Origin of the sequence: Gaetbulibacter sp. S0825 (assembly GCF_011777505.1) — a bacterium.
GTDB lineage: Bacteria > Bacteroidota > Bacteroidia > Flavobacteriales > Flavobacteriaceae > Pontimicrobium.
On record NZ_JAATJT010000001.1, the window covers coordinates 1,402,121 to 1,428,074 of the forward strand.

General features: G+C 32.7%; 31 protein-coding genes. 10 read left to right on the top strand and 21 right to left on the bottom strand.

The window, feature by feature from the left end; all coding sequences use genetic code 11:
• Position 1: 1 nt before the first annotated feature.
• From HB672_RS06400 to HB672_RS06415, 4 genes are all read right to left on the bottom strand, one after another.
• The gene (locus HB672_RS06400) at positions 2–2,551 is read right to left on the bottom strand and encodes a M14 family zinc carboxypeptidase (RefSeq protein WP_167609515.1); all 2,550 of its coding nucleotides are present in this window, start codon (positions 2,549–2,551) and stop codon (positions 2–4) included.
• An 85-nt stretch (positions 2,552–2,636) separates the two neighbouring features.
• Positions 2,637–3,380: a DJ-1/PfpI family protein gene (locus HB672_RS06405; protein WP_167609520.1), complete on the bottom strand. Its 744-nt coding sequence runs from the start codon at positions 3,378–3,380 to the stop codon at positions 2,637–2,639.
• Positions 3,381–3,424: 44 nt separating this feature from the next.
• Positions 3,425–3,802 carry a VOC family protein gene (locus tag HB672_RS06410; RefSeq protein WP_167609524.1) on the bottom strand — a complete coding sequence of 126 codons (378 nt, stop codon included), beginning with the start codon at positions 3,800–3,802 and terminating at the stop codon, positions 3,425–3,427.
• Entirely contained in the window at positions 3,799–5,007 is a 1,209-nt protein-coding gene (locus tag HB672_RS06415; RefSeq protein WP_167609527.1) for an MFS transporter, read from the bottom strand. Before HB672_RS06415 ends, HB672_RS06410 begins: the two co-directional genes overlap by 4 nt.
• Before the next feature lie 228 nt (positions 5,008–5,235).
• On the opposite strand from HB672_RS06415, the gene HB672_RS06420 reads away from it, so the two are divergent.
• Complete coding sequence (locus tag HB672_RS06420) at positions 5,236–5,838, top strand: DUF1684 domain-containing protein (RefSeq protein ID WP_167609530.1); 603 nt, start codon at positions 5,236–5,238, stop codon at positions 5,836–5,838.
• Here the strand turns inward: HB672_RS06420 and crcB are convergent.
• Together crcB and HB672_RS06430 are read right to left on the bottom strand one after the other, a co-directional pair.
• Positions 5,835–6,206: a fluoride efflux transporter CrcB gene (gene crcB / locus HB672_RS06425; RefSeq protein WP_167609533.1), complete on the bottom strand. Its 372-nt coding sequence runs from the start codon at positions 6,204–6,206 to the stop codon at positions 5,835–5,837. The genes HB672_RS06420 and crcB overlap by 4 nt on opposite strands.
• On the bottom strand, positions 6,207–7,226 hold the full coding sequence (locus tag HB672_RS06430) for an SRPBCC family protein (protein WP_167609536.1): 1,020 nt from the start codon (positions 7,224–7,226) through the stop codon (positions 6,207–6,209). It abuts the gene before it with no gap.
• Between the two features lie 299 nt (positions 7,227–7,525).
• Here HB672_RS06430 and HB672_RS06435 point away from each other — a divergent pair, with 299 nt between their 5' ends.
• Positions 7,526–7,912, top strand: coding sequence for a nucleoside triphosphate pyrophosphohydrolase family protein (locus tag HB672_RS06435; protein WP_167609539.1), 387 nt, complete (start codon positions 7,526–7,528; stop codon positions 7,910–7,912).
• Positions 7,913–7,944: 32 nt separating this feature from the next.
• Here HB672_RS06435 and HB672_RS06440 read toward each other — a convergent pair whose 3' ends face one another.
• The gene (locus HB672_RS06440) at positions 7,945–9,012 is read right to left on the bottom strand and encodes a branched-chain amino acid aminotransferase (protein WP_167609542.1); all 1,068 of its coding nucleotides are present in this window, start codon (positions 9,010–9,012) and stop codon (positions 7,945–7,947) included.
• Between the two features lie 116 nt (positions 9,013–9,128).
• Here HB672_RS06440 and HB672_RS06445 point away from each other — a divergent pair, with 116 nt between their 5' ends.
• From HB672_RS06445 to HB672_RS06460, 4 genes are all read left to right on the top strand, one after another.
• Positions 9,129–9,626, top strand: coding sequence for a DUF4920 domain-containing protein (locus HB672_RS06445; protein WP_167609546.1), 498 nt, complete (start codon positions 9,129–9,131; stop codon positions 9,624–9,626).
• A 2-nt stretch (positions 9,627–9,628) separates the two neighbouring features.
• Entirely contained in the window at positions 9,629–10,054 is a 426-nt protein-coding gene (locus HB672_RS06450) for a hypothetical protein (RefSeq protein ID WP_167609549.1), read from the top strand.
• Position 10,055: 1 nt separating this feature from the next.
• Complete coding sequence (gene mnmD / locus HB672_RS06455) at positions 10,056–10,766, top strand: tRNA (5-methylaminomethyl-2-thiouridine)(34)-methyltransferase MnmD (protein ID WP_167609553.1); 711 nt, start codon at positions 10,056–10,058, stop codon at positions 10,764–10,766.
• An 80-nt stretch (positions 10,767–10,846) separates the two neighbouring features.
• Positions 10,847–11,752 carry a TIGR01777 family oxidoreductase gene (locus HB672_RS06460; protein ID WP_167609557.1) on the top strand — a complete coding sequence of 302 codons (906 nt, stop codon included), beginning with the start codon at positions 10,847–10,849 and terminating at the stop codon, positions 11,750–11,752.
• Between the two features lie 118 nt (positions 11,753–11,870).
• Here the strand turns inward: HB672_RS06460 and HB672_RS06465 are convergent, their stop codons facing one another.
• The 14 genes from HB672_RS06465 to HB672_RS06530 all read right to left on the bottom strand — a co-directional run bounded on the left by HB672_RS06465 (position 11,871) and on the right by HB672_RS06530 (position 23,699).
• Positions 11,871–12,329: a tRNA (cytidine(34)-2'-O)-methyltransferase gene (locus HB672_RS06465; protein WP_167609560.1), complete on the bottom strand. Its 459-nt coding sequence runs from the start codon at positions 12,327–12,329 to the stop codon at positions 11,871–11,873.
• On the bottom strand, positions 12,329–12,544 hold the full coding sequence (locus tag HB672_RS06470) for a hypothetical protein (RefSeq protein ID WP_167609563.1): 216 nt from the start codon (positions 12,542–12,544) through the stop codon (positions 12,329–12,331). Before HB672_RS06470 ends, HB672_RS06465 begins: the two co-directional genes overlap by 1 nt.
• A complete protein-coding gene (locus tag HB672_RS06475; protein ID WP_167609566.1) occupies positions 12,541–13,839 on the bottom strand; it encodes an aminotransferase class V-fold PLP-dependent enzyme in 1,299 nt (432 codons plus the stop codon). Before HB672_RS06475 ends, HB672_RS06470 begins: the two co-directional genes overlap by 4 nt.
• A gap of 55 nt (positions 13,840–13,894) precedes the next feature.
• Positions 13,895–14,551, bottom strand: a complete 657-nt coding sequence (locus tag HB672_RS06480; RefSeq protein WP_167609569.1) for a type II CAAX endopeptidase family protein — start codon at positions 14,549–14,551, stop codon at positions 13,895–13,897.
• A gap of 22 nt (positions 14,552–14,573) precedes the next feature.
• Positions 14,574–15,338, bottom strand: coding sequence for a tryptophan synthase subunit alpha (gene trpA, locus HB672_RS06485; protein WP_167609572.1), 765 nt, complete (start codon positions 15,336–15,338; stop codon positions 14,574–14,576).
• Positions 15,331–16,419 carry a family 10 glycosylhydrolase gene (locus HB672_RS06490; RefSeq protein WP_167609575.1) on the bottom strand — a complete coding sequence of 363 codons (1,089 nt, stop codon included), beginning with the start codon at positions 16,417–16,419 and terminating at the stop codon, positions 15,331–15,333. Before HB672_RS06490 ends, trpA begins: the two co-directional genes overlap by 8 nt.
• Complete coding sequence (locus HB672_RS06495; RefSeq protein ID WP_167609578.1) at positions 16,416–17,504, bottom strand: carbohydrate-binding family 9-like protein; 1,089 nt, start codon at positions 17,502–17,504, stop codon at positions 16,416–16,418. Before HB672_RS06495 ends, HB672_RS06490 begins: the two co-directional genes overlap by 4 nt.
• Positions 17,505–18,686, bottom strand: coding sequence for a tryptophan synthase subunit beta (gene trpB / locus HB672_RS06500; RefSeq protein WP_167609581.1), 1,182 nt, complete (start codon positions 18,684–18,686; stop codon positions 17,505–17,507).
• Between the two features lie 92 nt (positions 18,687–18,778).
• Positions 18,779–19,348 carry a hypothetical protein gene (locus HB672_RS06505; protein ID WP_167609584.1) on the bottom strand — a complete coding sequence of 190 codons (570 nt, stop codon included), beginning with the start codon at positions 19,346–19,348 and terminating at the stop codon, positions 18,779–18,781.
• A complete protein-coding gene (locus tag HB672_RS06510; protein WP_167609587.1) occupies positions 19,345–19,959 on the bottom strand; it encodes a phosphoribosylanthranilate isomerase in 615 nt (204 codons plus the stop codon). The genes HB672_RS06505 and HB672_RS06510 overlap by 4 nt, the downstream gene beginning before the upstream one ends.
• Entirely contained in the window at positions 19,956–20,741 is a 786-nt protein-coding gene (gene trpC, locus HB672_RS06515; RefSeq protein ID WP_167609590.1) for an indole-3-glycerol phosphate synthase TrpC, read from the bottom strand. Before trpC ends, HB672_RS06510 begins: the two co-directional genes overlap by 4 nt.
• Before the next feature lies 1 nt (position 20,742).
• On the bottom strand, positions 20,743–21,735 hold the full coding sequence (gene trpD / locus HB672_RS06520; RefSeq protein ID WP_167609593.1) for an anthranilate phosphoribosyltransferase: 993 nt from the start codon (positions 21,733–21,735) through the stop codon (positions 20,743–20,745).
• Positions 21,736–21,738: 3 nt separating this feature from the next.
• Positions 21,739–22,302, bottom strand: coding sequence for an aminodeoxychorismate/anthranilate synthase component II (locus HB672_RS06525; RefSeq protein ID WP_167609596.1), 564 nt, complete (start codon positions 22,300–22,302; stop codon positions 21,739–21,741).
• Positions 22,299–23,699 carry an anthranilate synthase component I family protein gene (locus tag HB672_RS06530; RefSeq protein ID WP_167609599.1) on the bottom strand — a complete coding sequence of 467 codons (1,401 nt, stop codon included), beginning with the start codon at positions 23,697–23,699 and terminating at the stop codon, positions 22,299–22,301. The genes HB672_RS06525 and HB672_RS06530 overlap by 4 nt, the downstream gene beginning before the upstream one ends.
• Before the next feature lie 285 nt (positions 23,700–23,984).
• Between HB672_RS06530 and HB672_RS06535 the strand changes: the two genes are divergently transcribed.
• From HB672_RS06535 to HB672_RS06550, 4 genes are all read left to right on the top strand, one after another.
• Positions 23,985–24,518 carry a TlpA disulfide reductase family protein gene (locus tag HB672_RS06535; protein WP_167609602.1) on the top strand — a complete coding sequence of 178 codons (534 nt, stop codon included), beginning with the start codon at positions 23,985–23,987 and terminating at the stop codon, positions 24,516–24,518.
• A 5-nt stretch (positions 24,519–24,523) separates the two neighbouring features.
• Positions 24,524–25,150 (top strand): thioredoxin family protein, encoded by a 627-nt coding sequence (locus HB672_RS06540; protein ID WP_167609605.1) that lies wholly within the window; start codon positions 24,524–24,526, stop codon positions 25,148–25,150.
• A 75-nt stretch (positions 25,151–25,225) separates the two neighbouring features.
• On the top strand, positions 25,226–25,540 hold the full coding sequence (locus HB672_RS06545; RefSeq protein ID WP_167609608.1) for a rhodanese-like domain-containing protein: 315 nt from the start codon (positions 25,226–25,228) through the stop codon (positions 25,538–25,540).
• Between the two features lie 12 nt (positions 25,541–25,552).
• Positions 25,553–25,954 carry a rhodanese-like domain-containing protein gene (locus tag HB672_RS06550; protein WP_167609611.1) on the top strand — a complete coding sequence of 134 codons (402 nt, stop codon included), beginning with the start codon at positions 25,553–25,555 and terminating at the stop codon, positions 25,952–25,954.

Genomic DNA, 25,954 nt, shown 5'->3' on the forward strand with positions numbered 1-25,954 from the left:
TTTAATTTCTCTCCGTTGGAACAGATATCTTATTACCAAGGAATAATGCGTTTAAAAATAATTTGTTGGTTCCATACCAAGCACCTCTAAAATTAGGGTTATCGGCAAACATTACTACACGTCCACGCCCTAATGGACTAACAATTAATGATGCAGAAGGTTTTAAGTAAGTGTTTAAGTTAGTATCTGAAATATACCCATCAATATGTGGATTTTTTGTGTATTTGGCGACGGTGCTATATTGGCTTTTACTAGGTGCAATAAAGACATTATTGTTTTTATAAACAGGTAGAGTTTTTGAGCGATATCCAAACCCTAAAGGATGTGTTAAGTCTAGGTCTACTTCAAAAATTGAACCTCCTAAACGTTCTCTACCCATATTTTCGCCTGCGTCGACATAAGGTTTTCTTTCAACTGCTTTTGGTTTTTCGTCTTTTTTTGGTTTTGGCTTTTTGGTAAGTTCTTCTTTTACCAGTTTTCTATCAATTGCCCATTTTGAACCACCAGCAATGGTAATAAGTGTATTGCCTTTAGAAGTCCAATCTTTTAGTTTTTGTCTTTGTATAGAATCTAATGCGCTATAACTTCCAGATACCATAACTAAGGTATTGTACTTACCTAGATTTGCACCTCTAAAACTTCTCATTTGAATTTTAGTTATTGGCATATGCACACGTGTGTCTAGCAAATGCCAAACTTCTCCAGCTTCAGTAGAACTTACACCGTCACCAATAAGCATCGCAGCTTTAGGTTTTTTTAAAGCTCTAAAATTGTTGCTCCCTAAATCTATTCCTGTTAAGCTATAACCACTATCTGTTGTGTACATTGGTACATTATATTTTGATTGTGCGTCAGAAACAATTTTATACACTTCCTGACTGGATTTTTTTTGTTTACTTACAGGCACTAGAAGTGTACCATAATTGAAACTTTTATTACCACTTGAGGTTTTTATTGAAAATGGTTTAAATGCAGAAGCAACAGTTAGCCCTTTAGATTGCATATAATATAATGCAGCTGGCGCATTGTAATCGTCATAATCAATAATGTAAGCGTAGTCAGCTGGTTGTACTTTTGCAACAGTTACTATGTTGTTTTCTGGAGTAACTTTTGTCCCTAAATTAGCACTTTTCAACCCACGATAGTCCATGTTGTAGAAATTGGCAACACTCCAAGCCGAAGCATCATAAAATACACTATCTCTATACTTGTTATAAGTTTCAAACATAGTTTGAACCATTCTATGTTGTGGTTGCTTTAACGGTACTGTGTATTTACCGCCGTTTTTGTAAACTTTTATTTTATGTTTCAGTAAATAATCAACAAATGCTTTGTTTCTATTCATATCATAAGCATCACCAAACTCATAAGCTGAGAATCCTGTTGGTGCTTTTTTTGTCATTGCAGATTTAAAGAATTTTTGCTGATATTCTCTCAAATATGCTTTGTTTTCAACTGCTGCTTTTATAGTCGCAATTCCAGAAACATATTGGTTTCTAATTGTAAAAGCGAAAGTCATTTTTCCGTAATCTGTATCTTGAATATGACCTCTAGAGCTTGCTTGTTCAAATAATAATGCTAAACCACCTTGTAAATCTGGATACGAACTTCCATAGCCTGGATATGTGCCATCAAAAGATTCTTTAGTGTAGTAAAATGACCCTATTTCATCTAAGGCACTAGCAAAATAAGGCGCGAACATATTGTTTAGGTCTTCATAATTTTCTTTTGGCATGATTGGGTCTTGAGAACCAATAGGTTTCATAGGTTCAAAAAAGTGATTGCTATTTGTTCCCATTTCGTGGAAATCGGTCACTACATTTGGATACCATTGATGATACCATTTTAGTTTTCCTTGACTTTCTGGATGCACAGCTAATAACCAATCTCTGTTTAAATCGAACCAATAATGATTTGTTCTGCCTCTTGGCCATGCTTCATTATGTTCGGCATCAGAACCATCTGATACCAATGATTTTGCTTGAAACTGATTTGCCCATTGTGTATGTCTATCTCTTCCATCAGGATTAATTGTTGGGTCAATAAAAATGACAGAATTGTTCAAGTAATTGGTTACTTCAGGATTATTTGAAGCCACTAAAGTGTAGGCTGTGAGTAAAGCAGCTTCAGAACTTGAAGGCTCATTACCATGAACATTATAACCTAACTGAATAAATACAGGAACATCATTATAATTTGTTGGTGACTGATTAGGGTCTACAAATTTTAAGTGTTCAGATTTTATTGATTCTAAATTGTTAAGGTTTTCAGGAGTAGAAACATGTAACATAACTAGCTTACGTCTTTCATGAGTGTATCCATAAACTTCTATTTTAGCACGATTAGATACTTCAGCTAGTTTGTAGAAATAAGCCACAATTTGATCATGTCGTGTATGTTGTTTTCCAATGGGATAACCTAAGAATTCTTCAGGTGTTGGAATATTAGAATCAAAAGGAGCTTTGTCTTTAAAAAAGTAATCTTGAGCTAATGCAGGACTTACCATAAGTGTAGCAAACATTATGGCAAAAACGAATTTTGTTAATTTCATTTGTGGTTGGTTTGAAAATGAAATCTAAAAATAAGGAATTATGGGTTTCTTTTACAATTACATGAAATTTTTAACACATTTAAGGTTAATCAATAACTAAATGCGGAACATTATCTACATTCCAATCGATTACTAATCCTCCAGCTAGTTGTTGTGCTACCTCTTTACCATATAAAAATTCGCATAAGTACAAAGCAGCTTCAAAACTTTTGGCACCACCTGCTGATGTAATATACTTATCATCGTGCACAAAAAGAACGTCTTTACGAATGTCTAGATTTGGAAACATCTCACGCATTTTATCTATATCACTCGGAAAAGTGGTTGAGACAACATTGTCAAGCAATTTAGCTTTTGCCAATACAAAAGCACCATCGCAATGTGAGGTTATAAATTTAGCGTCTTTATCTACTTGTTTTACAAAATTTATCATGGCTTCGTCTTCAAGGTCTTTGCCTAAATGGTTTTCAGCACTTGGTACTACTAGTATGTCTATTTGTGGTAATTCATCTTCTAAGTAATTGAAATCTGGGAGAATACGCATACCTTCAAAAGTTGTTATAGCGTCATCGGTGTTAGCTACTGTAAATACATTCATAGGTTTAATGCCTTCTCTAAAAATAGTATGCTGAAAAATATCGAAAGGAGCGGTAAGCTCTGTGTTATACGTGCCATCCATTATTAAGAAGGCAACGTTATATCTGTTGGGTTCTAGTTTAGGGAACTGTTTTTCAGTTTTAGTTTCTACTTCTTCTTTGGTTGTTTTTGAGTTATTTTTGCAGCTTATAATTGAAGCTGTTAGAAAAATAATAAAAAGTATTTTTTTCATGTGTTTATATTTATTGCTTTTTTATTGTCACATGCGACATCCATTTAATTAATTCTCCAAGGTGGATTTTTTCTGTTTTTGCCAGCATGATATAAAATGATATGGTTGCCATCAGGGTCGTTTAAATGTGCTTCACGCCATAGCCAAGTTGTATCTTCTGGATTGCTTATAAAGGTAATTCCTTTTTGCTTTAAATCAGAAACAAGTTTATCTAAATTTTCATCTTCAAAGTATAAGGTGATTCCATTTTCCTCTGGTAATTTGTCTACTTTATGAATTGAAAAGGTAGAGTCGCCTTCTGGACATTCAAAACGCACATAACGTGGTAAGGCATTGACAATGAGATTTAAACCTAAGGTTTTATAAAACGATGACGATTTTTCAACATCTAAAGATGGAATGGTTATTTGATTCAAATTCATTTTACTTTACTTGTCTTTAAAGATTGTTTTAATATAAAAAATAGAAATACACAGAGTCCTGCTATAAGTGAAATTATATACCAAGTATTGTCAAACCCTACATTGTCTACCATTCGCATTCCTAAATTATGACCGAATATATGTGCTGTGGAAAAAGCGATACTATAAAGTGCCATATACTCGCCTTGATTTCCTTTTTTGGCACGTTTCATTGCAAAGGTATTCGAAAAAGGAAAGGCAATCATTTCTCCAACAGTCATTAGTATCATTCCAATTACTAAAATACCAACCCATGAAGTCATGTTTAAAACAACAAAACTTAAACCAGTTAATATAGCACCAAAAAGCATTAATCCGCTTACAGAAAATCGACTATTCTCAAGCCATTTTATTAAAGGCATTTCAAAAACAAAAATTAAAAAGCCATTCATTCCTAATAATAATCCAATATCAATCTTAGTTAATTCATGTACGTCTTTATAATATAAAGGCATAGTAGAGAAATATTGTATAAATATTAGTGCAAAAAGCATCATACCTGCTAAAAATATAATGAATGGAATATCTCTGTAAGCTGAGTCTGGATTTTCGACCTTAATTTCGTCAAGAGTTTTAGATTTCTTTGGATTTAAAACATTTAGTAATACAATGGTTGCTAGCAAACAAGTAATTCCGTCCACCCAAAATAATCCAGTATAGCTTACAGTAGAAATAATAATACCACCAATGGCTGGACCTGCAGAAAAACCAAGATTTATTGCTAATCTAATTAGCGTTACACTTCGTGTTTTGTTTTCTGGTTTGCTATAAGCACTTAAAGCAACATACATTGCTGGTCGAAACATATCTGCCACAACCATCACTACAAAAATACCAATACAAAAGGAAGCAAATGTTGTTAAAAATTGTAAGCATATAAACATAATTCCTGTAAGCAATAAACTAGAAACCATGACTTTGTAATACCCAATTTTATCCGTTAATTTTCCTCCTAACCAAGCACCAGCAACTGCACCTAACCCAAATGCTGTCATAACCCAACCTACATCTTTAAGTGTGAAGTTTAAGTCTTCTGTTAGGTATAAAGAGAGAAATGGAATTACCATGGTTCCTGCTCTATTAATTAGTGTAATAAGCGAGAGCCACCAAACTTCTTTAGAGAGTCCTCTAAAAGTATTTAAGTAATTGTTGAACAGTGTTTTCATAATTTTGATTGGTATATAAAAGTAAAAAGTCCGACTTAACAGTCGGACCTTTATATATTGTAATATTTTATATTTATATCATCGTAATATATGAAGTGTCCAACCACTAAGTCTATAAGTGGTTTTTTGAAGACAAATATTTACAATGACTCTCATTTTTTGTTTTTTAGTTATTCAAAACTATGCAAAATATTCTTAAGTTGTATTTTTGTAATAGAAAATTTAAGTATGAAAAAAATTAGTTGGTTATTTCTATTAGTAGTAACAATTGGTTGCTCACAACAAAAAAAACCTATACTTGGTGAGACTGAGTTTCAAAAAGAACAAAATGCAATGTTTAAAGATGCTTCAAAATCTCCTTTAAAAGATAAGGATAGAGAAAATTTTGAGAGCTTAGATTTTTTTGAATATGATTCTACTTTTTTAGTGAAAGCAGAATTAAAGCGAACACCTGACACAGAGTTTTTTAATATGAAAACTACCACAGATAGAGTATCTAAAGAACGTATTTATGGAATACTTACTTTTGAGATAAATGATAAAATATATAATCTAAATGTGTATCAAGGTGAAGAAAATATGCAAACAGAAGGTTTTGAAGATTATTTATTCTTGCCTTTTTTAGACGCAACCAATGGAGAAAGCACTTATGGAGGAGGGCGTTATATTGACTTAAGAATTCCTGAAGGTGATAGCATGGAAATCGATTTTAACTCAGCATATAACCCTTATTGTGTTTATAATGAAAAGTATTCTTGTCCAATAGTACCGCGCGTTAATTATTTACCAATTAAGATAGAAGCTGGAGTGAAAAACTATAAGAAAGACTAAAAACTTTTTACTAGAAATAGTCCTAAAAACACAGCTAGAAAACCAACAACGAAACTCCCAATAGTATAAAGTGCAAAACTAGTGAAATCACCAGCTTTTAAAAGTACATGGTTCTCGTAAGCAAAGGTTGAAAATGTGGTGAATCCACCACAAAAACCAGTGGCGAGAAGCAATGTTTGATTTGAAGATAATGCATCATTTTTAGCAGCAAACCCAAGAATAATACCAATAAGTAAACTCCCTAAAATGTTTGCTGTGAAAGTTCCCCAAGGAATTCCTGTTTCGGTAGAATTCATATATTTTCCAATAACGTAGCGTAAAGTACTACCAAATCCACCTCCAATAAAAACTAGTAAGAGCTGCTTCATCTATTCTTTAATTGGAATGTAAATTTCAGTTACCCAATCGGCAGGATTTGGAAAATTACCAGGGTCATTAGTGTATATTTCAAAAGGTTTAATATCGCTTTGTTCTAATTTAATTTCAGCAAGATACTTCATGCTTTCTGTCCAAGCTTTAGATAAATTAGTATAGTTCCCTTTCAAGGTTGTTTTTAAAACTTTGGTTTTTGGAATATATCCACAAAGCACACCACTATCGTCTGTAATGGTTATTTTTTCGCTTACAGGAATGCCATTACTCATTATCACGGTTCCATCGGCCATATTCATATCTTGGTAAACAGTTAGTGGCATACCATTCATGGGGATGTTATTTTTTGCCATAAACATACCAATACTGCCATATTGTTGTGCCATGGTTGCGCTAATGTTTTCATTGTTAGCATTTGAGGTTTTGTATAAATAAAAGCCACCACCATATTCTTTAATCCCATTAATAGTGACTTCAAATTTACTCATGCTTTGCATTGTTAAACTGTCTAGTTTTTCTAAACCACGTTCGTAATCTGGACCAACCATATTGTCCATGCCACCATTTATTAGAGCAAAGAATTTTAAAAGAAAAGGCACTTCATCTGATTTCATTCCCCAAGTTACTTGAGTGCCTTCATCTACTTTTTCAAATTTCCAATAGACATTTGATGGAGGGAAACTGCCAAACTGCATTTCTTGAGAAATCGAGTCAAATTCACTCACTGCTGTAGTTTTCATAGTTCCTGGGCCATCGTCACTAGTCCACGAATACGAACTACCAACACCACTGGTTTGTTCTGGGTAAGTAATTTTAATTGATGGGTCTTTTTCAATCCAAGGCGACCAACTTTCCCAGTTTTTATAATCCTTTATTTGATTAAATAATAGTTTAGCAGGAGCTTTTATAACTTTTGACCTAGTAATATCATACGAGTTAGGTTGAACAGCAACATACCCACAAGAACCTATTATGAATATCAATAGAATAATAATGACAACTTTTGCTGTTTTCATGATTTCTACTTTAGTGGTTTACGTAAAGATACTGATTTTTAAAAATGTAATTATGTTGGGAACAAAAAACGTAAATCAATCAGTAAAAATAAATTTAATGGCCACAATAAATAGTAAGAAAGCTATAAAAGAGATTAAAACCCACAAACTGCCTTTAAAATAACGTCTATGTATTTTAATATCTTTTCGGTAGGCGTAAACAAGTACGATAATAAATGTGATGGCGAATAATATTCCGAAAATGATCTGTCCTTTGCTGAACATATTTTTATATTTTTATGCGAATTTAATTGAATAATATGAAGAACAAAATCGAAGCAGTAAAAGATTTTCATAAAGCCTTTAAAATTGGCTATTTAGAAACACCAAAAGCAAATCTTGGACAAGAAAAAAATATGCTGCGTTATAAATTGATGCGCGAAGAAAATGAAGAATATTTAGATGCAGCAAACGATAATGACTTAGTTGAGGTGGCTGATGCGCTTGGTGATATGCTATACATTCTTTGTGGAACTATTATAGAGCATGGTATGCAACATAAAATCGAGGAGGTTTTTAACGAAATACAGCGCAGTAACATGAGTAAATTGGGTGAAGATGGAGAGCCTATTTATAGAGAAGATGGTAAGGTGCTAAAAGGACCAAACTATTTTAAACCAAATATTAAAGAGATTTTAGAGAAATAAAAAAAGAGAAGCATCTGTTTCTCTTTTTTTATTTAAACTTTAACTCTCCAGCCAAAAGTGTCTTCAGCTTTATTGGTTTGTATATCTGTAATGCGTTTTTTTAATTTACTAGCATAGGAGTTTTCAAGATCAGGTAATTCATAATCTTTGTTTTTAAAACCAAACCCTGAAATTGGGGATATCACAGCAGCAGTTCCTGCTCCAAACATTTCTTTTAAACTTCCATTTTTCGCAGCTTCAACTACTTCGGTCACACTTATTTTTCTTACTTCTACTTGAATACCTTCATCTTTAGCTATAGCAATAATACTTTTACGAGTAATGCCATCTAAAATTCTATCACTTGTTGGACTAGTAATTAAAGTGTCATTTATTCTAATAAAAATGTTCATGGCACCAGCTTCTTCAATATACTCATGTGTGTTGTCATCTGTCCAGATTACTTGATTATAACCTTTTTCAACAGCTAATTGTGTTGGATAAAATTGTCCAGCATAATTCCCAGCAGCTTTAGCATATCCTACACCACCATTTGCAGATCTAGAATAATGCTCTTCAATTAAAACAGTAACGTTTCCTGAAAAATAAGGGCCTGAAGGTGCCGTAGCAATAATAAAAGTGTATTCATCTGATGGTGACGCATGAAAGCCTTGTCCAGATGCAAAAATAAATGGTCTTATATATAATGAACTACCCTCTTGTGTTGGAATCCAGTCTTTATCAACATGTAATAACGCCTTTAAACCTTCTATAAAATAGCCTTCTGGCAATTCAGGAATGGCCATACGTTTTGCAGAAATATTTAAACGCTTGCTATTATCTTCAGGTCTAAATAAAAACACATCATTATTAGCATCCTTATAAGCTTTTAGCCCTTCAAAAATAGCTTGACCGTAATGAAAAATTTTAGTTGATGGGTCTAAAGTAAGCGGTTGATAAGGTACAATTTTTGGTGTGTTCCATACACCATTCTTATAAGTACAAAGTAGCATGTGATCCGAAAAAATTTGTCCAAAACTTAAATTTTCAAAATCTACATCATTAATTCTTGATGTTGATACTTTTGTTACTTCAATATTACTGTTGGTTAATTTAGACATTGGTATTAGCGTATTAGGCTGCAAAATTACGCAAATTCAGCCTTATAAAAAACACATAATTCACTTAAATATAGTATATTTGCAATTCGTAAAAAACAATACTAAACCCTACAATCATGAAAAAATATTTTGCTCTTTTATTGTTGATTTCCTTAGTTTTCTCTTGTAAGAATGAGAAATCATCAGAAACTACGACTACTGAAACTGAAAACATTGCTTATGCTTCTTTTGGTGACGAAATAAAAGCGGATAATGCTTTAACTATTCAGCAAATGGCTGAAAAGTATAAGACACTAAAAGTTGGTGACACAATTCAAGCCAAAGTATCTGCATCTATTAACGAAGTGTGTTCTAAAAAAGGGTGTTGGATGAAGTTAGACCTTGGAAATGACCAAGAAATTAGAGTAACTTTTAAAGACTATGGTTTCTTTATGCCTTTAAACGCTGAAGGCGATGTTATTATTAACGGTAAAGCTTTTATAACTGAAACCTCTGTTGATGATTTGCGTCATTATGCTGAAGACGCAGGAAAAAGTAAAGAAGAAATAGACGCTATTACTGAGACAGAAAGAACTTTTGCTTTTGAAGCAGATGGTGTTTTATTGAAGCAATAAATATGCGTTTAAAAAATCTATTTTTACTCTTGCTTTTGGTTGCTTTTGGGTGTAAAAACTCACAAGAAGAACCTAAAGAAAAGAAAGAGTTGGTCATGGCGAAAACTTCTGAAATGGCTCAACTAATGAACGAGATGTACGCTTACAACGAAAGTATCAAACAGCAGATTATTGATGGTAAGTTTGATAACAGTTTTCCTGAGAAGTTTAAAAACATTCATTCAGCTGTGTTGACAAGTCCTAGTGATAGAGATGCAAATTTCGAGTCGTTTTCTAAACTCTTTCTAGAAGCACAAAAAGCTGTTTTTGAGTCGCCAAGTGAAGATTTAACTGCCAATTATAATAAAGCCATTAATGCTTGTATTTCTTGCCACGAAGTGAAGTGTGTTGGACCTATACCAAGGATTAAGAAGTTACTAATTAAATAAATTGAAACGTAAGATAATCACAACTGAAGATGGTTCTAAAACCATCCAGATTGAAGATTGGAACGAACAATACCATTCTAAACATGGTGCTATAAATGAAGCAAATCACGTATTTATAAAAAGTGGTTTGCTTCATTTTTTAAACAAAATCTATCCTGATAACAAATGTCACCTTGAGCGCAGTCGAAATGTCTCTAATAAAAAAATATCCATCCTTGAAATAGGTTTAGGTACAGGGCTCAATGCATTTCTTACAGCAATAGAAGCAGAGCGTTTAAAACAACCTATTAATTATGTTGGAGTAGAAGCATATCCTGTGGCTGATACTGAGGTTTCACAGTTAAATTATGTTGAAGAAATTGATGAAAATAGAAGTGATTTGTTCAAGAAATTGCATGAGAACAAATGGGAGACAACAAATGCATTAACTAGCTATTTTAAACTAACAAAGCGTCAACAATTTTTTTCGGATATTAAAGATATTTCCCAATTCGACCTTATATATTTTGATGCATTTGGAGCTAGAGTACAACCAGAACTTTGGACAAAAGATATATTTAAAATCATGTATAACGCCTTAAAACCAAAAGGCGTATTGGTGACTTATGCTGCAATAGGAGAAGTGAAACGAGCTATGAAGGCACTTGGTTTTACAGTTGAACGCTTAGAAGGACCTCCTGGAAAACGTCACATGTTAAGAGCAACCAAATAAATTGCTAAATGTTTCTTAGATACTGTTAAACCTAACTTAATTAGAATCTTGATGCGTCTTTTAATGCTTAAATTTGTACTATGAAGCGGATTCTAATTACAGGAGCAACAGGGTTAGTTGGACAAGAAATTGTCAAGCAATGTCATGCGAAAAATATTGCAGTTAGCTATTTGTCAACAAGTAAAGATAAGCTTAAAAACGAATCTAATTATAAAGGGTTTTATTGGAACCCTGAAACCAAAGAAATTGATGGAGCTTGTTTTGATGATGTAGAGGCTATTATAAATTTAGCTGGAGCATCTATTGCAAAACGTTGGACAGCAGCTTACAAAAAAGAGATTTTAGATAGTCGTATACAATCGCTAAACCTAATGTATAATACTATTCAAGAGCATAATATTCCTATCAAGCAATTGGCGTCTACAAGTGCTATTGGTATTTATCCAGATTCCGACACCAATTACTACGAAGAAACTTTTAATGAATTTGGAACAGGTTTTTTAGCAGAGGTCTCAACAAAATGGGAAACAGCTGCACTTCAATTTAAACAACTCAACATTAATGTTTCTTTAATTAGAATTGGAATCGTTTTGTCTAATAATGGAGGTGCATTGCCAAAATTGGTAGCACCAATTAAAAACTTTGTTGGAGCGGCTTTAGGAAAAGGTAGCCAATGGCAATCCTGGATACATATTGAAGACCTCTCGAAACTATTTTTATATATAATTGATAACAAATTAGAAGGCGTATTTAATGGTGTAGCACCAAACCCTGTAAAACAACGTGAATTAGTAAAAGCTATTGGAAAGACTGTTAATAGACCTATTGTATTGCCTAAAGTACCAAGTGTTGTATTGAAGTTGATATTAGGAGAAATGAGTGCTGTGGTATTAGAAAGCCAACGTGTAAGTTCACAAAAAGTTGAAAACCTGGGTTTTCAATTTACCTATCACCATTTACAACCTGCTTTAGAGGATTTACTGTGATTTTTTGAAGTACATTTAACTTTATTAATCTTGCCATGTTTAATGATTCTTATCAAATTTTATTGTCGAAAGTTCAACAAGGATAAAAGTTAGTTGTTTTTAAAATTAAAACATATCTCTACATATGTTTTAATTGCTTTACACCTTCATAGATCACAATACTCACTGCATTAGCAATATTTAAACTGCGTAAATGCTTACTATATATAGGTATTTTAAAAAGGGCTTCTGGATAGTCTTTTAAAATATGTTTTGGTAAACCAATCGATTCTTTTCCAAATACTAAAAATAGATTGTCTTCAAAAGGAATATCAAAATAGTCTTGTGTGCCATGGCTGGACAAAAATGCCATTTTTGCATGCTTATTAATAGCAAAAAAGTGTTCAATACTATCGTAATAGGTCACATTAAGGTGTTGCCAATAATCTAAACCAGCGCGTTTTAAACGCGTATCATCAATTTCAAAACCAAAGGGCTTTACCAAGTGTAAGTTTGACCCTGAGGCTAGCGCCAAACGACCAATGTTTCCTGTGTTGTTAGGGATTTCAGGTTCAATAAGTACAATGTTTAGTGGCATTATTTTTTAGTCAATTTTATTAGAAGTAAGCGTATTAAAAGTATAAATGGAAAACCATGTAGCACTACATCAAACCAGTCCATTGGTTTCATACCAACTGCACCACCAGCTATCCATTTTATTTTACCAACAATGTGTGGTTCTGGAAAAAAAGGTGCTAAGCCTAAAGTCAAACAGGCTATAATGATGAGTTTCCAATCGTTTAATAGTTTCATTTCTTTACAACCTCTTTTAAACTGTTTACTAATAAATCTACTTCCTCAAAACTATTAAAAATAGCAAAAGAGATACGAATACCATTAATGTTATTTTCATAAATACCTCTCATGCGTAACCTCTTTTCTTTGTTAAGTACTGGATTTAATTTAAGGTTGTCTTTGCCTTTGATTCTTATGGTTACCATTGAAGCTGAATAGCGTTCGCTCTCAGGCGTTAAAATGTCAATCTCAGGCGTATTGGCAATTCCTTTCCTAAAACGAGTAACGAGTTCTCGACTTCGTTTTGCAACATTATCAATACCAATAGCATTAATAAAATCGAAAGCTGCACCTAAACCTAAAGTGATAGGTGTATTGCGTGTGCCATATTCTTCGCGTTGTGCGCTATTCCTGTATTCCATGGTTAAAGAATTCAAATCGAATTTACTATCGGTATAAGCGCCTGCAAATACAGGCGAAATGGTATCTATGATATTTTTATTAATGAACAAAACGCCTGTTCCTTTTGGTCCAAACAGCCATTTATGTCCACTACTTGCATAAAAATCTGGATTGATATCTCTTAAGTCTATGGGGAACATTCCAAGCGATTGTGCACCATCGATACACGAGTAAATGTTTTTACTTCGGCAAAATTCTACAATGGCTTTAGCTGGAAGCTTCATCCCTGTTGTACACGTAATATGTGAAAAAGCAACCACTTTGGTTTTGTTAGTAATGTTGTCTTTAATAATTTGAAGGTTCTTCTCTCCGCTAAAGTCTAAATTCACCAATTTCACGACTGCTCCAAAATCTTTAGCAAGTGCCATCCAAGGCGATGCACCTCCAACATGTTCATGCGTTGAAATAATAATTTCATCTCCTTTTTTTAATCGTAAACTTCTAGCTGCAATATTTAAGCCTTCGGTTGCATTACGTGTAAAAGCAATTTCATCTGCTGTCACATTTAAAAACTTTGCAGCTTTTTCATGAGTTTCATCAATTTGATGTCGACCATGACTCACTGATGTTTCTAATTTTTCCATGGCTTCACAGACTGTGTCAAGCACAATTTTTGGAGAAGGACCAAGGCTTCCAGTGTTTAGGTAATGATAATCTTTTGCAAATAGAAATTGCTCACGAATGTTGTTCCAATCTATACGGTTATAATCACTTGTATACGACTTTAAAGCTGGAACATAGCGTTCAGATTTCAGTGCATTATTAGCTTGTAATAATGGAACAGCTGAGCTTAGAAATAAACCGCTAAGAATATTTTTTTTTATAAAACTTCGTCTTGTTGATTTTGACATGCGGAAACTTTTGACGAAAGTTAGCTGTTTTTATATCAATATCAAATTAGAACATTTAAACAATGTAACTAGTTAAATTCCAAAAGGCATGAAAAATTATTGATGGACCAATAGATTTTGATTTATAGTACAAAACTCCTGATATAAATCCTCCAAAAAATGCAACAAAAGATCTTAGCAAACTGAAATCTAATAAATCAAAAAATAAAGTAGCAAAGGGAATATGAATAAATGCAAAAAGACATGAAGCAAAAAGTATAGCCTTGAAAGGCTTGTGGTATTTTGATAATCCGCCTTGAATATAATTTCTAAAAAAAAGCTCTTCTGTAAGTGGCACAAGCATTATTGAAGCCAAAATGTTATAAGAAGCTAATCTACTTAAAGTAAATTCATAATTAAAAAAATCTGAGGAAACTTCTTGAAAATAAATAATTCTAAGAATAGACTGAAAAAACACAAAGCCAATTCCCAACAAAATTGCAAAAAGATAAAATTTTGATTTTGCTTTATTCAAGCTGAATAAATCATCTCGTTTAATTAATCTAAAAAAGAACACCACCAAAAGCAATGTTACAATCGAATTAATTAAATGAGAAATATTATAAATTGGAAGACTTTCTGTAGTAAATGGAATTAATAAAACCCAAAAACTTACTATTTCAAGAAAAAAATAATACAGTAATGTTAAAAGGAATGCTTTTAAATACTTCATTTATTTAGATACTTAATTTCAATTAAGTAAGAATTCTATTTACAAAATCATCAATCGTATTTGTGCCTTCATTGGTTACATGTTTTACGAATGCACTACCAATTATAGCACCTTTAGCATATTTGGTCGCTTGCTTAAAAGTCTCGTTGTTGGAAATACCGAAACCAACTATTTGAGGGTTCTTTAAATTCATATTGGCGATACGTTCAAAGTAATTGGTTTGCTCATTACCAAAACCAGCTTTTGCTCCTGTGGTACTTGCCGAACTTACCATATAAATAAAACCGTTTGAAATTGAGTCGATATATCTAATGCGTTCGTCACTAGTTTGTGGAGTAATTAAGAACACGTTAATTAAACCATACTTCTCAAACGTGGCTTTGTAGTCTTCATGATACACATCGACAGGCAAATCAGGAATAATCAACCCGTCAATTCCAATCTCTTGACATTTTGCACAAAAAGCTTCCACGCCATATTGTAGCATTGGGTTGAAATAACCCATAATAATCAAAGGAATATTTACTGATTTTCTAATGTCTTTTAATTGATTGAAAAGTACCTCAGTAGTCATTCCATTTTTCAACGCTTGTGTTGAACTCGCTTGAATGGTTGGACCATCAGCTAAAGGGTCACTAAACGGTAAGCCAATTTCAATCATATCAACGCCATTGTTCTCCAGGTTTTGAATGATGTTTACTGTATCATCGATATTAGGATAACCTGCTGTGAAATATATAGACAAGAGCTTCTTGTCTTCTTGTAGTTTTTGGTTGATTCTATTCATAATTAAATTCTTCTTTCAATTTTATAAATATGGCTTTTTGTTCAGCGCTTAAATTATCTGCTGTAAAAATGGAAAATCCTTTGGCTCCTTTTTCTTTTACAAGTCTAATAGCCTTTTCTAAATCTTTAGCATCCGTTAGGGCTGGACTATATAAGCCAGCATAAATTGGAAATTCCACTTTGTTAATTCCTTGTTCTATGGCAAACCCAATCCAGTTAACATTTTCACGATAAAAATTATTATACACCATTGGATAAGCTGCATCCAAGTTAAAATCGTCCCATGGTTGTCTTACCATTTGACGTGACATTTCTGGAAAAGGAAACACGGCTGCAGTCATTTTATGACCATTATCGTGTGAGATTTCCACAAGCTCATTTACTAATGATGAGACTGCATTTAAACGATATTGACGCCATTCGGTATTTAATTCTGGATGCTCAAAATCTTGAGGGTCTTTTCCAAAGATTTCTTTAAATCCTTCACGTGCAATAGGATGATAACCGTAATCGTATTCAGGCATTTCTGTGGTTTGTACTAAATTGTATTTTGGTTGCAAATCGGCTCCTAAAATTACATCAACATAACGTACATAATCTAAATGAATGGAAGCTAATCCTTTTACTTTTGTTAGTTTTCTAACATTGTTTTTCACATGCTCTCTAGCCTCTGGATGAAATGGACTTAACCACTGATAATAATCTACGTATGCTCTATATTCTAAAGAATTATTTCCTGCTCTATTAACTGCATACCATTCAGGATGTTTATTGGCAATCGTATCTCCAGGACGATTCAATGTCCACATCCAAGCGTGAACCTTAATATTTTTCTCTGAAGCTAATGGAATTAATTGATTGTAGAATTCAGGATTACCACCAACAAGAATTTCCGAAATTCCAAGAGAATCATAGGCTGCGAGTTTTGCTTCCCATTTATCTTTATCAAATTCACCTCCTGGATTTGTCCAAGTGGCAAAAGTGAAGCTTTCATCTTCTGTTTTAGGAGTTTCTTTAATGGTTTGCTTTTCTTGACAAGACAAGAAAACAAATGTTATAAGAATTAGAGCTATATGTTTCATAGTTTTCTTAATGTTCCTTCTTGGTTGATAATATAGGTAGAATGCTCATTTTCTAATTTATATTCAAAGCCAAAATTTGTTTTGTAAAAAATGGCATTCACTGTTTTTTCTTCTGAATAAGTGACTTCCAAGTTTTGGGAAAAACCTAAATCATTTTCTAGCAGTGTTTTTAAATCGCCATATCTGGTTTTTCTAAAAAGCGCAAACGCAGTTTGTTTAATTTCTAAATCTTCATCTTCAATGAATTTAATACCATCAGAAGTTGTCTGCTCAGTAAATTGAAGAAAACCCCATTTTTCAGGTTCGTGCATGTTAATCACTTTTTGATTACTCCAAACCCAATTGTATTCTCTTAAGTATTTACCATCTTCTTTTTTACGATAATATTTACCGTTAATTACATCATGATTCCATTGTACACGCGAAAAATTAATACGCCATTGTTCGCCTTCTTTTGGGATAGTTTTGGGAGCGTTTTTCAATCCGATTAAAGGCTTTAAAGGAATTGCCATTTCTACAGTCCAGAGGGAATCTATATCGTTAGGATTGTTTAATGTGCCATGAATTTGAACGGCAGATTTAAGGTCGTTTAAATTCCATTCAAAATTTGCTTTTCCACCAATACGATAAGGTTTGTTCAAGTATAAATCCCAAACGGTATTTAAAGCGTTTAATTCAATTTCTCCATAGTTGATACCATCGTTTGAAGGATCTAAAAACACCTCAAAATCGTTGTTGTAATAAATTATGGTATCTCGTTGTTTTAGATTTCCCCAAATATGAGGCTCTTCTAATTCGGCATATACATAGAGATACTTTTCATCCCAAAGCATTTTAACTTGAGTGTCAAATTTTGGAGTTTTCACACCTTCAATATCAATGAATTTGTCAGTGAATTTTGCATTTTCCCAACTGGTTTCTTCTGCATTACCATCAATGATAATATCTTCGTTTGTTTTTGAAATGATATAATGTTTAGGAATCACAATATCATCAGATACATCAATAGTTAATAGACTTGCTTCTTGTTTTTGCTGACAAGAAATAAGAGATAACCCTATTAATATGACCAATAATTGCTTCACTTATAACTTAAAATGATTGATATATGTTTCTAAATCTTTGTCACCACGACCTGACAAACTTACTACCAAAATATCATTAGGTTGAAACTGTTTTTTTTCAAATATAGCCAAGGCATGAGAGCTTTCAATAGCTGGAATAATACCTTCTAATTTGCATAACTCTAAACCTGCTGTCATGGCATCATCATCTGTAATCGAAATAAATTCTGCACGACCAGATTTGTATAAATGTGCGTGCATTGGTCCAACACCTGGATAATCTAATCCAGCAGAAATGGAATAGGGTTCCGTAATCTGTCCATCGTTGGTTTGCATCAATAAGGTTTTACTACCATGAATAATACCTTCTCGTCCTAGCACAGAGGTTGCAGCGCTTTCACCAGAATCTACACCTAAACCAGCGGCTTCTACTGCTATTAAGTTCACATCAGTATCCTCTAAAAAATGGTAGTAAGCACCTGCTGCATTGCTTCCTCCACCTACACATGCCACAACATAATCTGGTTTTGTGATACCTTCATGTTCTTGTAATTGCCATTGGATTTCTTCGGAAACAATAGCTTGAAAACGCGCTACCATATCTGGATAAGGATGAGGTCCAACCACACTACCAATAATGTAATGTGTATCTACAGGATTATTAATCCAATCACGAATCGCTTCATTTGTCGCATCTTTAAGCGTCTTGCTTCCAGAAGTTGCAGGAACAACAGTTGCTCCTAACATTTTCATTCTAGCTACATTTGGTGCTTGACGAGCTATATCAATTTCACCCATATACACAATACATTCTAATCCCATTAAAGCACAAACCGTTGCTGTCGCTACACCATGTTGTCCAGCACCAGTTTCGGCAATGATTCGGTTTTTGCCTAATCGTTTTGCCATTAAAATCTGACCAATGGTATTATTAATTTTATGGGCTCCTGTATGATTTAAATCTTCACGTTTTAGGTAGATTTTTGTATTGTATTTTTCTGATAATCGTTTGGCAAAATAGAGTGGAGAAGGACGACCAACATAATCCTTTAAGAGTTGATTAAATTCTTTCTGAAACTCAGGTTCAGCCATTACTTTTAAATAGTTTTGGCGTAACTCTTCTACATTTGGATATAGCATTTCTGGTATGAAAGCTCCTCCAAATTCTCCATAATAGCCTTTTTCGTTGACGTTATAACTCATAATTTTTTGTCATCCTGAACTTGATTCAGGATCTTTTTTTAATTTCAGTTCAATTTATAATGGATTCCGCATCAAGTGCGGAATGACAAACTCTATTCTTTCTTCCTTTTGTATTTGGAGAAAGTTTTAGAATAATTATCATTATATGTAATCTTTGTTATCCATTTAAATTTATGTTCTACAGGTTCACTGTCAATAATTCCTTGAGCATTAAAATACTCTAAATAAACTGCCTTTTTACTAATACTAACAATTGGACCAATACAAAATAACCGGTCTTTAAATTTTTCACACTCGCTAATTATTGAGATATTTTTTTTCTTTAAACTAGAAAAAATTGTCTCCCAGGATGTTAAGTCAACATTAGAATCTTGGTCGATTTCAAATTCAGAGCCTTTATGTTCAGATTTATTGATAAAATCATAATACTTATCATTATCATTAAACCTAATACCTTTGATAGTGTTTCTAGGTATTATATGATAACCAACAAATTGAAAATCACTTTCTTCTTTAACTAGGATAAAATCATTAGAAATCTTAATTATATAACCCCTTAAAATTTCTTCAAAATCATGTTTAATTCCACGTTTAATTCTAGCATAAAGCTTATTTTCATAGTGATTCTTAATTTTCTTATCTATTTTATCTTTTTTACTCATAATGAGTTTTTGAATTCTTTTAATTCTTCAATATTTTTTAATCCTGCTTCAATTTCGAATTTGCTATTTACATCAATAGCAAAACAATATTTTGAAGCTTCACTGTTTATAAACTCTTTTAATTTTTCTTTTTGCTCTAAACCAATTCCACCACTTAAAAAGAAGGGCTTAGTTGAAGGATAATCCGTTAATACATCCCAATTAAATGTATACCCATTTCCACCAGGTAGTTTTCCTTTGGTATCAAATAAGAAATAATCACAAACTTCTTCGTAAGGTGTTAGCACTGAAAAGTCAAAAGTGTCTTTTATAGAGAACACCTTAATGATTTTAGCGTTTGTTGATTTAAGTATTCTGCACATTTCAGGTGATTCATGACCATGTAACTGTATTGCTGATAGCTTATGTTTTTCTATTTGATTAGCGATAAACTCTACAGTTTTGTCAACAAAAACACCAACTTTATGGATGGATTTTGGGAACTCTGGAATGATTCCTTCAAAATGTCTAGGAGATTCCTCATGAAAAATAAATCCAAGAAAATCTGGTTGCAAACTTGCAACAGCTTCGATATTATCTTGGTATTTCATTCCGCAGACTTTTAGTTTCATGATTGTAGGGCTTTAATAAAATTTGTAGCACTTTTTCCAGGGTTATCAGTTTTCATAAAGTTTTCACCAATTAAGAATCCTTGATAACCATAAGGTATTAATTCTTTTATCGCTTCAATAGAACTAATACCGCTTTCAGAAACCTTTACAAACTCATTGGGAATCATTTTGCTAAGCGCTTTGCTTGTGTCTAAGCTTACTTCAAAAGTTTTTAAATTTCTATTGTTGACACCTAGCATGTCTAATGAAGGCATGATGGATTTATGCAATTCGGCTTCATTATGTACTTCTAGGAGTACATCAAGTTGCAAACTTTTAGCTAACTCCGAAAATTGCTTGATTTCTTTTTTAGTTAAGATGGCAGCAATCAATAAAATGACATCGGCTCCATATGCTTTTGCTTCAAGAATTTGATACTCGTCGATAATGAATTCTTTACGCAGCAAAGGTAAATTACAACTTGCTCTTGCAAGTAATAAATCGTCTAGTGAGCCACCAAAATATTTTGCATCTGTAAGTACTGACATGCCGCAAACTCCAGCATTTTCGTAACCTTTTGCAACATCTTGTACATTTAAACTATTATTGATAATTGATTTTGATGGTGAGCGACGTTTGTGTTCAGCAATAATTCCTGATTTACTATGTCGCAAATTACTTGCAAGCGAAACGGTTTTTCTATCAAACAACACAGAATTTTCCAGTTGTTTAGTTGGAATTAAGTTTTTTCGCAACTCAACTTCAAAACGTTTGTCTCTAACTATTTTATCCAGTATGTTCATGCTATTTACTTAATTCTACGAGTTTGTTTAAGGTTGATTTCGCTTTGCCACTTAATAAAGACTCTTTAGCAAGTTCAAATCCTGCTTGATGACTTAATTGTTTTGAGGTTGCAATAGCTAATCCTGCATTTGCACAAACCACATTATTTTGTGCTTCTGTACCTTTTCCGCTAATCACATTGACGAAAATCCTTGCTGCATCTTCAACAGTATTACCTCCAAAAATAGCGCTTTGCTCTATTTGTTTTACTCCTAAATCTTCTGGAGAAAACATCGTTTCAGTGTTATTAGAAATGACCTTTGTTTTTCCTGTTAACGATATTTCGTCGTAGCCATCTAATGCATGAACAATGCTATAGTTTTTATCAGTTTGCTGGTATAAATACCCATACAAGCGTTGTAATTCTAAATTAAAAACACCAACCATTTGATTTTTAGGAAACGCTGGATTTACCATTGGTCCTAGCATGTTAAAAAATGTTTTCACACCTAATTCTCTACGAATAGGCGCTACATTTTTCATGGCTGGATGAAATAAAGGTGCATGCAATACACAAATACCTGTTTTGTCAATTGATTTTTTTAAAAAGTCTTTGTCGTTTGAAAATTTAATACCTAAGTACTCCATAACATTAGAAGAACCACAAGCAGATGACACTCCATAATTACCATGCTTTGCAACATTAACACCAGCTCCAGCTGTGACGAATGATGATAGGGTTGAAATATTAAATGTGTCTTTTCCATCACCACCAGTTCCACATAAATCAATAGGATTAAAATCTTTTAAATCGACTGCAATACATAATTCTAAGAGTGCATCTCGAAACCCTTGTAATTCCTCAAGCGTGATACTTCGCATCATATACACTGTAAGGAAAGAAGCTATTTGACTTTGGTTGTATTGTCCTTCGGAAATATTCACCAAAACCTGTTTTGCTTCTTTGCTTGAGATGCTTTCGTGATTTATAAGTCTATTAAGTAACTGCTTCATGATTTAAGAATTAATCCAGTTTTCTAATATTTTTTTTCCATCTGGTGTTAATACAGATTCTGGATGATATTGCACACCTTTTACATCGTATTCTTTATGTCTCAATGACATCACTTGTCCATTTTCGTCAAACGATGTTGCCTCTAAACAATCCGGAAGGTTTGAGTTAACAACCCAGGAATGATAGCGTCCAACTTCAATGTTTTTATCTAATCCGTTAAAAAGAGATTCGTCTTCTACACAAATGGAAACTTTTGTAGCTACACCATGATATACTTCGTCTAAATTAACTAATGAGCCACCAAAAACCTCTCCAATAGCTTGCTGACCTAGACATACTCCTAAAATACTTTTTGTGGGTGCATATTCTTTGATAATAGCTTTTAGAAGACCAGCTTCATCAGGAATCCCAGGTCCTGGAGACAATACTATTTTATGAAATGGTTTAACATCTTCTAACGTCAATTTATCATTTCTAACAACAGTCACATCACAATTTAAATCTTCGAGATAGTGGACTAAATTATATGTAAAACTATCGTAATTATCTATGACTAATACTTTCATATCGATATTCTTTCTGCTATTGTAATAGCTTTTGTTAATGCTCCCAACTTATTATATACTTCTTGTAATTCATCATCTGGACTAGATTTAGATACAATTCCTGCTCCAGCTTGCCAATGCAGTTGATGGTTTTTACTTAAAAAGGTTCTTATCATGATGGCATGATTGTAATTGCCTTCAAAATCCATAAAACCAATAGCACCTCCATAATATGTTCTACTGGTTTTTTCATAATCTTCAATAAGTTGCATTGCTCTATGTTTTGGCGCACCACTTAAAGTGCCTGCTGGAAACGTATCAGCCACTACTTGCATGGTTGATACATCGTCATGTTTTTTTCCAGTGACTTTACTTACCAGGTGAATTACATGAGAAAAAAACTGAACTTCACGATATTTTTCAACGGTTACTTCGCTACCATTTCTGCTTAGGTCATTTCTCGCTAAGTCAACAAGCATCACATGTTCAGCATTTTCTTTTGCATCTTCCACCAGTTTTTCTGCTAATTCGGCATCTTTTAAGTCGTCTCCTGTACGTTTGAATGTTCCAGCAATTGGGTGAATTTCAGCTTGACCATTGTTTACTACCAATTGTGCTTCGGGTGAACTTCCAAAAATCTTGAAATTGCCATAATCAAAGTAGAATAGGTAAGGCGAAGGATTAATACTTCTTAAAGCACGATATACATTAAACTCATCACCTTTAAAATCTTGTTGAAATTTTTTAGATAATACCAATTGAAATACATCACCTCTAGCACAATGCTTTTTAGCTAATTCTACATGTTCTTTATAGTCTTCATCTGAAAGATTTGAACTAATCTCTCCTTGGGAAGTGAATTGATAAGACGCAAAATTTTTAGCTTTGATTAAATGAAGGATATCATCAACATTATTTTTTGCGTCAAAGCAATGTGCGAAAATATAAGCTTCATTTTTAAAGTGATTAATGGCTATGATGTTTTGATATACTGCGTAATAGATGTCAGGAATTTCAATAGAGTTTTCTTTCTTTGAAATTTCTACATCTTCAAAATACTTAACTGCATCATATGCTGTAAAGCCAAAAACACCATTGTTGATGAATTTGAACTGCTCATCTGTATCTACCTTAAATTGTTTTGTAAACTTATAAATCTCATTTGTAACATCAGTCGTTTTAGTTTTAGAAATCGATTGACTGTCATCAGGAAATTTCTGAGTGATGATTTCATTTTCAACTTTAATAGATGCAATTGGGTTGCAGCATATGTATGAAAAACTATTATCATTTGCATGATAATCACTACTCTCAAGTAAAATACTATTAGGATACTTATCTCGAACCTTTAAGTATATGCTTACAGGTGTAATGGTGTCTGCAAGTATTTTTTTGTAATGTGTTTTTAATTGATACATAATATTAATTAAAAAAGGCTTGTCGTGAATGACAAGCCTTTAGATATTTTAAGTTTAAATATACAGTTGGGTTAATTCACGAATGTTAGTTTCGAAAATTCCACCACCAAGTATTATTTAAAATTGAGTTCATTTGTTTTGTTTGTTCAAATATAGAAATGAAAATGTAATAATCAAATGTTATGATAAAAAATATGATAAAATTCAAAAAATATCGTTTTAAGGGTTAATAAAAAGTTTTGTTAAAGTTTACATATAATATCTACAGATAGTTATTTTTATAACATGAAGCATACATTAGCCCTTTTTGTTTTGCTATTAGTTTCTTGTAAAACAGACAAGAAAACGGATACAGCTCAAACAGATGACATAAAAACTGAAACATCAACAAACAATGATGTTAAACTTGAAATTCATGATTTTAATGGTCTTGAGCCTTATTTAACCAGAACTGATGATAAAATTTATGTTGTTAATTTTTGGGCAACTTGGTGTGCACCTTGCATAAAAGAACTGCCTCATTTTGAAGCGTTAAATGCTAATTATAAAGGTGAAAACGTAGAAGTAATACTAGTAAGTTTGGATTTTCCACATCAATTTGAAACTAAATTGAAACCTTACATCAAAGAACATGATTTAAAATCTAAAATTTTGGTTCTAGATGATGTAGATATGAATACCTGGATTCCAAAGGTTGATGAAAATTGGGATGGTGCTATTCCTGTTACCATCATTTACAATAAAGACAAACGTAAGTTTTACGACCAAACATTTACTTACGATGTATTAGAAAACGAGTTAAAACAATTTTTAAAATAAAAACTATGAAACTTATTAAAACACTATCTATACTTGCAATTGTAGTAGTTGTAAGTGCATTTTCGGTTAACTCTAAAGCTTCCACAGGATATGAAGTTGGAGATATAGCCACAGATTTTAAGCTTAAAAATATTGATGGAAAAATAGTCTCTTTAGCGGATTATAATGAGGCCAAAGGCTTTATTGTAATTTTTACTTGTAATACCTGTCCATATGCTGTGCAATATGAAGATAGAATTATTGCATTAGATAAAAAATATGCACCTAAAGGATATCCAGTAATAGCAATTCAGCCGAATGATCCTGATGTACAACCTGGAGATAGTATGGAAGCCATGAAAGCAAGAGCAGTGTCAAAAGGATTTACATTTCCTTACTTAATGGATGAGGGCCAAAAAATTTACCCTCAGTATGGTGCTAATAAAACGCCACATGTTTATATTCTTGAAAAAACTAATAAAGGCAATATTGTTAAGTATATAGGCGCTATTGACGATAATTATAAAGATGCTTCAGCTGTAAATGTAAAGTATGCTGAAAATACAGTAGACGCTTTATTAGCTGGTAACGAAGTTCAAGAAACAACAACTAGAGCTATTGGATGTTCAATTAAAGTTAAAAAAAGTAATTAACTGTAACATACTAATTTTTTTACCGTCTTTATTATAAATTACAAAGAAATGTTAATTTTGCTTAAAAATTAATGTATGGCAAATTTGACTCAAGAAGAGTGGAAGCAACAATTGGTTAATGATTCTAATGCAGTAATATTAGATGTGCGTACTGATGAAGAAGTTGCCGAAGGGATAATACCGAATGCAATTCAAATAGATATTTATAAAGGGCAAGGGTTTATATATAAACTTGAGGAATTAGATAAAACCAAAAATTACTATGTGTATTGCCGTTCAGGTGCTAGAAGTGGTCAAGCATGTGCAATCATGAATCAATTAGGTTTTAAAAACGCCTATAATCTTTCTGGAGGTATTCTTGAGTGGAATGAAGACCTTGTAACAAACTAAAGATGTTTTATTATGAAACGAATACTTTTTGTTTTAATAGCTTTTATGGTATTAAACTATAGCTGTAAAGAAAAAGAAGTTGCTACAAGCCAAATTGAAGTAATTTCTCCTGAAGAAATGCAAGAAATTTCACAAATAGAAGGTATGCAATTAGTAGATGTTAGAACTCCTGAAGAATATGATGAAGGCTATATTGAAGGATTTCAGAATATTGACTTTTTCTCAGACACTTTTTCTCAAGAAATAGAAAAGCTAGATAAATCTAAACCAGTAATTGTGTATTGTAGATCTGGCAGAAGAAGCGCAGATTGTGCTAAACAGCTTAAAGATAAGGGATTTGTTAAAATCTATGATTTAGAAGGAGGCATTGCTAAATGGGAATTTGAAGGTTTTGATGTAAAAAAGAAAAGTTGA

What these genes read in the sequence shown, in the direction of transcription:
- trpC (WP_167609590.1), bottom strand. Translation starts at nt 20,741, where the DNA reads ATGAACATACTGGATAAAATAGTTAGAGACAAACGTTTTGAAGTTGAG.
- HB672_RS06435 (WP_167609539.1), top strand. Translation starts at nt 7,526, where the DNA reads ATGAAGAACAAAATCGAAGCAGTAAAAGATTTTCATAAAGCCTTTAAA.
- HB672_RS06505 (WP_167609584.1), bottom strand. Translation starts at nt 19,348, where the DNA reads ATGAGTAAAAAAGATAAAATAGATAAGAAAATTAAGAATCACTATGAA.
- HB672_RS06510 (WP_167609587.1), bottom strand. Translation starts at nt 19,959, where the DNA reads ATGAAACTAAAAGTCTGCGGAATGAAATACCAAGATAATATCGAAGCT.
- HB672_RS06465 (WP_167609560.1), bottom strand. Translation starts at nt 12,329, where the DNA reads ATGCCACTAAACATTGTACTTATTGAACCTGAAATCCCTAACAACACA.
- HB672_RS06475 (WP_167609566.1), bottom strand. Translation starts at nt 13,839, where the DNA reads ATGTCAAAATCAACAAGACGAAGTTTTATAAAAAAAAATATTCTTAGC.
- HB672_RS06545 (WP_167609608.1), top strand. Translation starts at nt 25,226, where the DNA reads ATGGCAAATTTGACTCAAGAAGAGTGGAAGCAACAATTGGTTAATGAT.
- HB672_RS06445 (WP_167609546.1), top strand. Translation starts at nt 9,129, where the DNA reads ATGAAAAAATATTTTGCTCTTTTATTGTTGATTTCCTTAGTTTTCTCT.
- HB672_RS06440 (WP_167609542.1), bottom strand. Translation starts at nt 9,012, where the DNA reads ATGTCTAAATTAACCAACAGTAATATTGAAGTAACAAAAGTATCAACA.
- HB672_RS06530 (WP_167609599.1), bottom strand. Translation starts at nt 23,699, where the DNA reads ATGTATCAATTAAAAACACATTACAAAAAAATACTTGCAGACACCATT.
- HB672_RS06400 (WP_167609515.1), bottom strand. Translation starts at nt 2,551, where the DNA reads ATGAAATTAACAAAATTCGTTTTTGCCATAATGTTTGCTACACTTATG.
- HB672_RS06525 (WP_167609596.1), bottom strand. Translation starts at nt 22,302, where the DNA reads ATGAAAGTATTAGTCATAGATAATTACGATAGTTTTACATATAATTTA.
- HB672_RS06540 (WP_167609605.1), top strand. Translation starts at nt 24,524, where the DNA reads ATGAAACTTATTAAAACACTATCTATACTTGCAATTGTAGTAGTTGTA.
- HB672_RS06415 (WP_167609527.1), bottom strand. Translation starts at nt 5,007, where the DNA reads ATGAAAACACTGTTCAACAATTACTTAAATACTTTTAGAGGACTCTCT.
- trpB (WP_167609581.1), bottom strand. Translation starts at nt 18,686, where the DNA reads ATGAGTTATAACGTCAACGAAAAAGGCTATTATGGAGAATTTGGAGGA.
- HB672_RS06490 (WP_167609575.1), bottom strand. Translation starts at nt 16,419, where the DNA reads ATGAAACATATAGCTCTAATTCTTATAACATTTGTTTTCTTGTCTTGT.
- HB672_RS06420 (WP_167609530.1), top strand. Translation starts at nt 5,236, where the DNA reads ATGAAAAAAATTAGTTGGTTATTTCTATTAGTAGTAACAATTGGTTGC.
- HB672_RS06470 (WP_167609563.1), bottom strand. Translation starts at nt 12,544, where the DNA reads ATGAAACTATTAAACGATTGGAAACTCATCATTATAGCCTGTTTGACT.
- HB672_RS06550 (WP_167609611.1), top strand. Translation starts at nt 25,553, where the DNA reads ATGAAACGAATACTTTTTGTTTTAATAGCTTTTATGGTATTAAACTAT.
- HB672_RS06430 (WP_167609536.1), bottom strand. Translation starts at nt 7,226, where the DNA reads ATGAAAACAGCAAAAGTTGTCATTATTATTCTATTGATATTCATAATA.
- HB672_RS06410 (WP_167609524.1), bottom strand. Translation starts at nt 3,802, where the DNA reads ATGAATTTGAATCAAATAACCATTCCATCTTTAGATGTTGAAAAATCG.
- HB672_RS06480 (WP_167609569.1), bottom strand. Translation starts at nt 14,551, where the DNA reads ATGAAGTATTTAAAAGCATTCCTTTTAACATTACTGTATTATTTTTTT.
- HB672_RS06535 (WP_167609602.1), top strand. Translation starts at nt 23,985, where the DNA reads ATGAAGCATACATTAGCCCTTTTTGTTTTGCTATTAGTTTCTTGTAAA.
- HB672_RS06450 (WP_167609549.1), top strand. Translation starts at nt 9,629, where the DNA reads ATGCGTTTAAAAAATCTATTTTTACTCTTGCTTTTGGTTGCTTTTGGG.
- HB672_RS06405 (WP_167609520.1), bottom strand. Translation starts at nt 3,380, where the DNA reads ATGAAAAAAATACTTTTTATTATTTTTCTAACAGCTTCAATTATAAGC.
- trpA (WP_167609572.1), bottom strand. Translation starts at nt 15,338, where the DNA reads ATGAATAGAATCAACCAAAAACTACAAGAAGACAAGAAGCTCTTGTCT.
- HB672_RS06460 (WP_167609557.1), top strand. Translation starts at nt 10,847, where the DNA reads ATGAAGCGGATTCTAATTACAGGAGCAACAGGGTTAGTTGGACAAGAA.
- crcB (WP_167609533.1), bottom strand. Translation starts at nt 6,206, where the DNA reads ATGAAGCAGCTCTTACTAGTTTTTATTGGAGGTGGATTTGGTAGTACT.
- trpD (WP_167609593.1), bottom strand. Translation starts at nt 21,735, where the DNA reads ATGAAGCAGTTACTTAATAGACTTATAAATCACGAAAGCATCTCAAGC.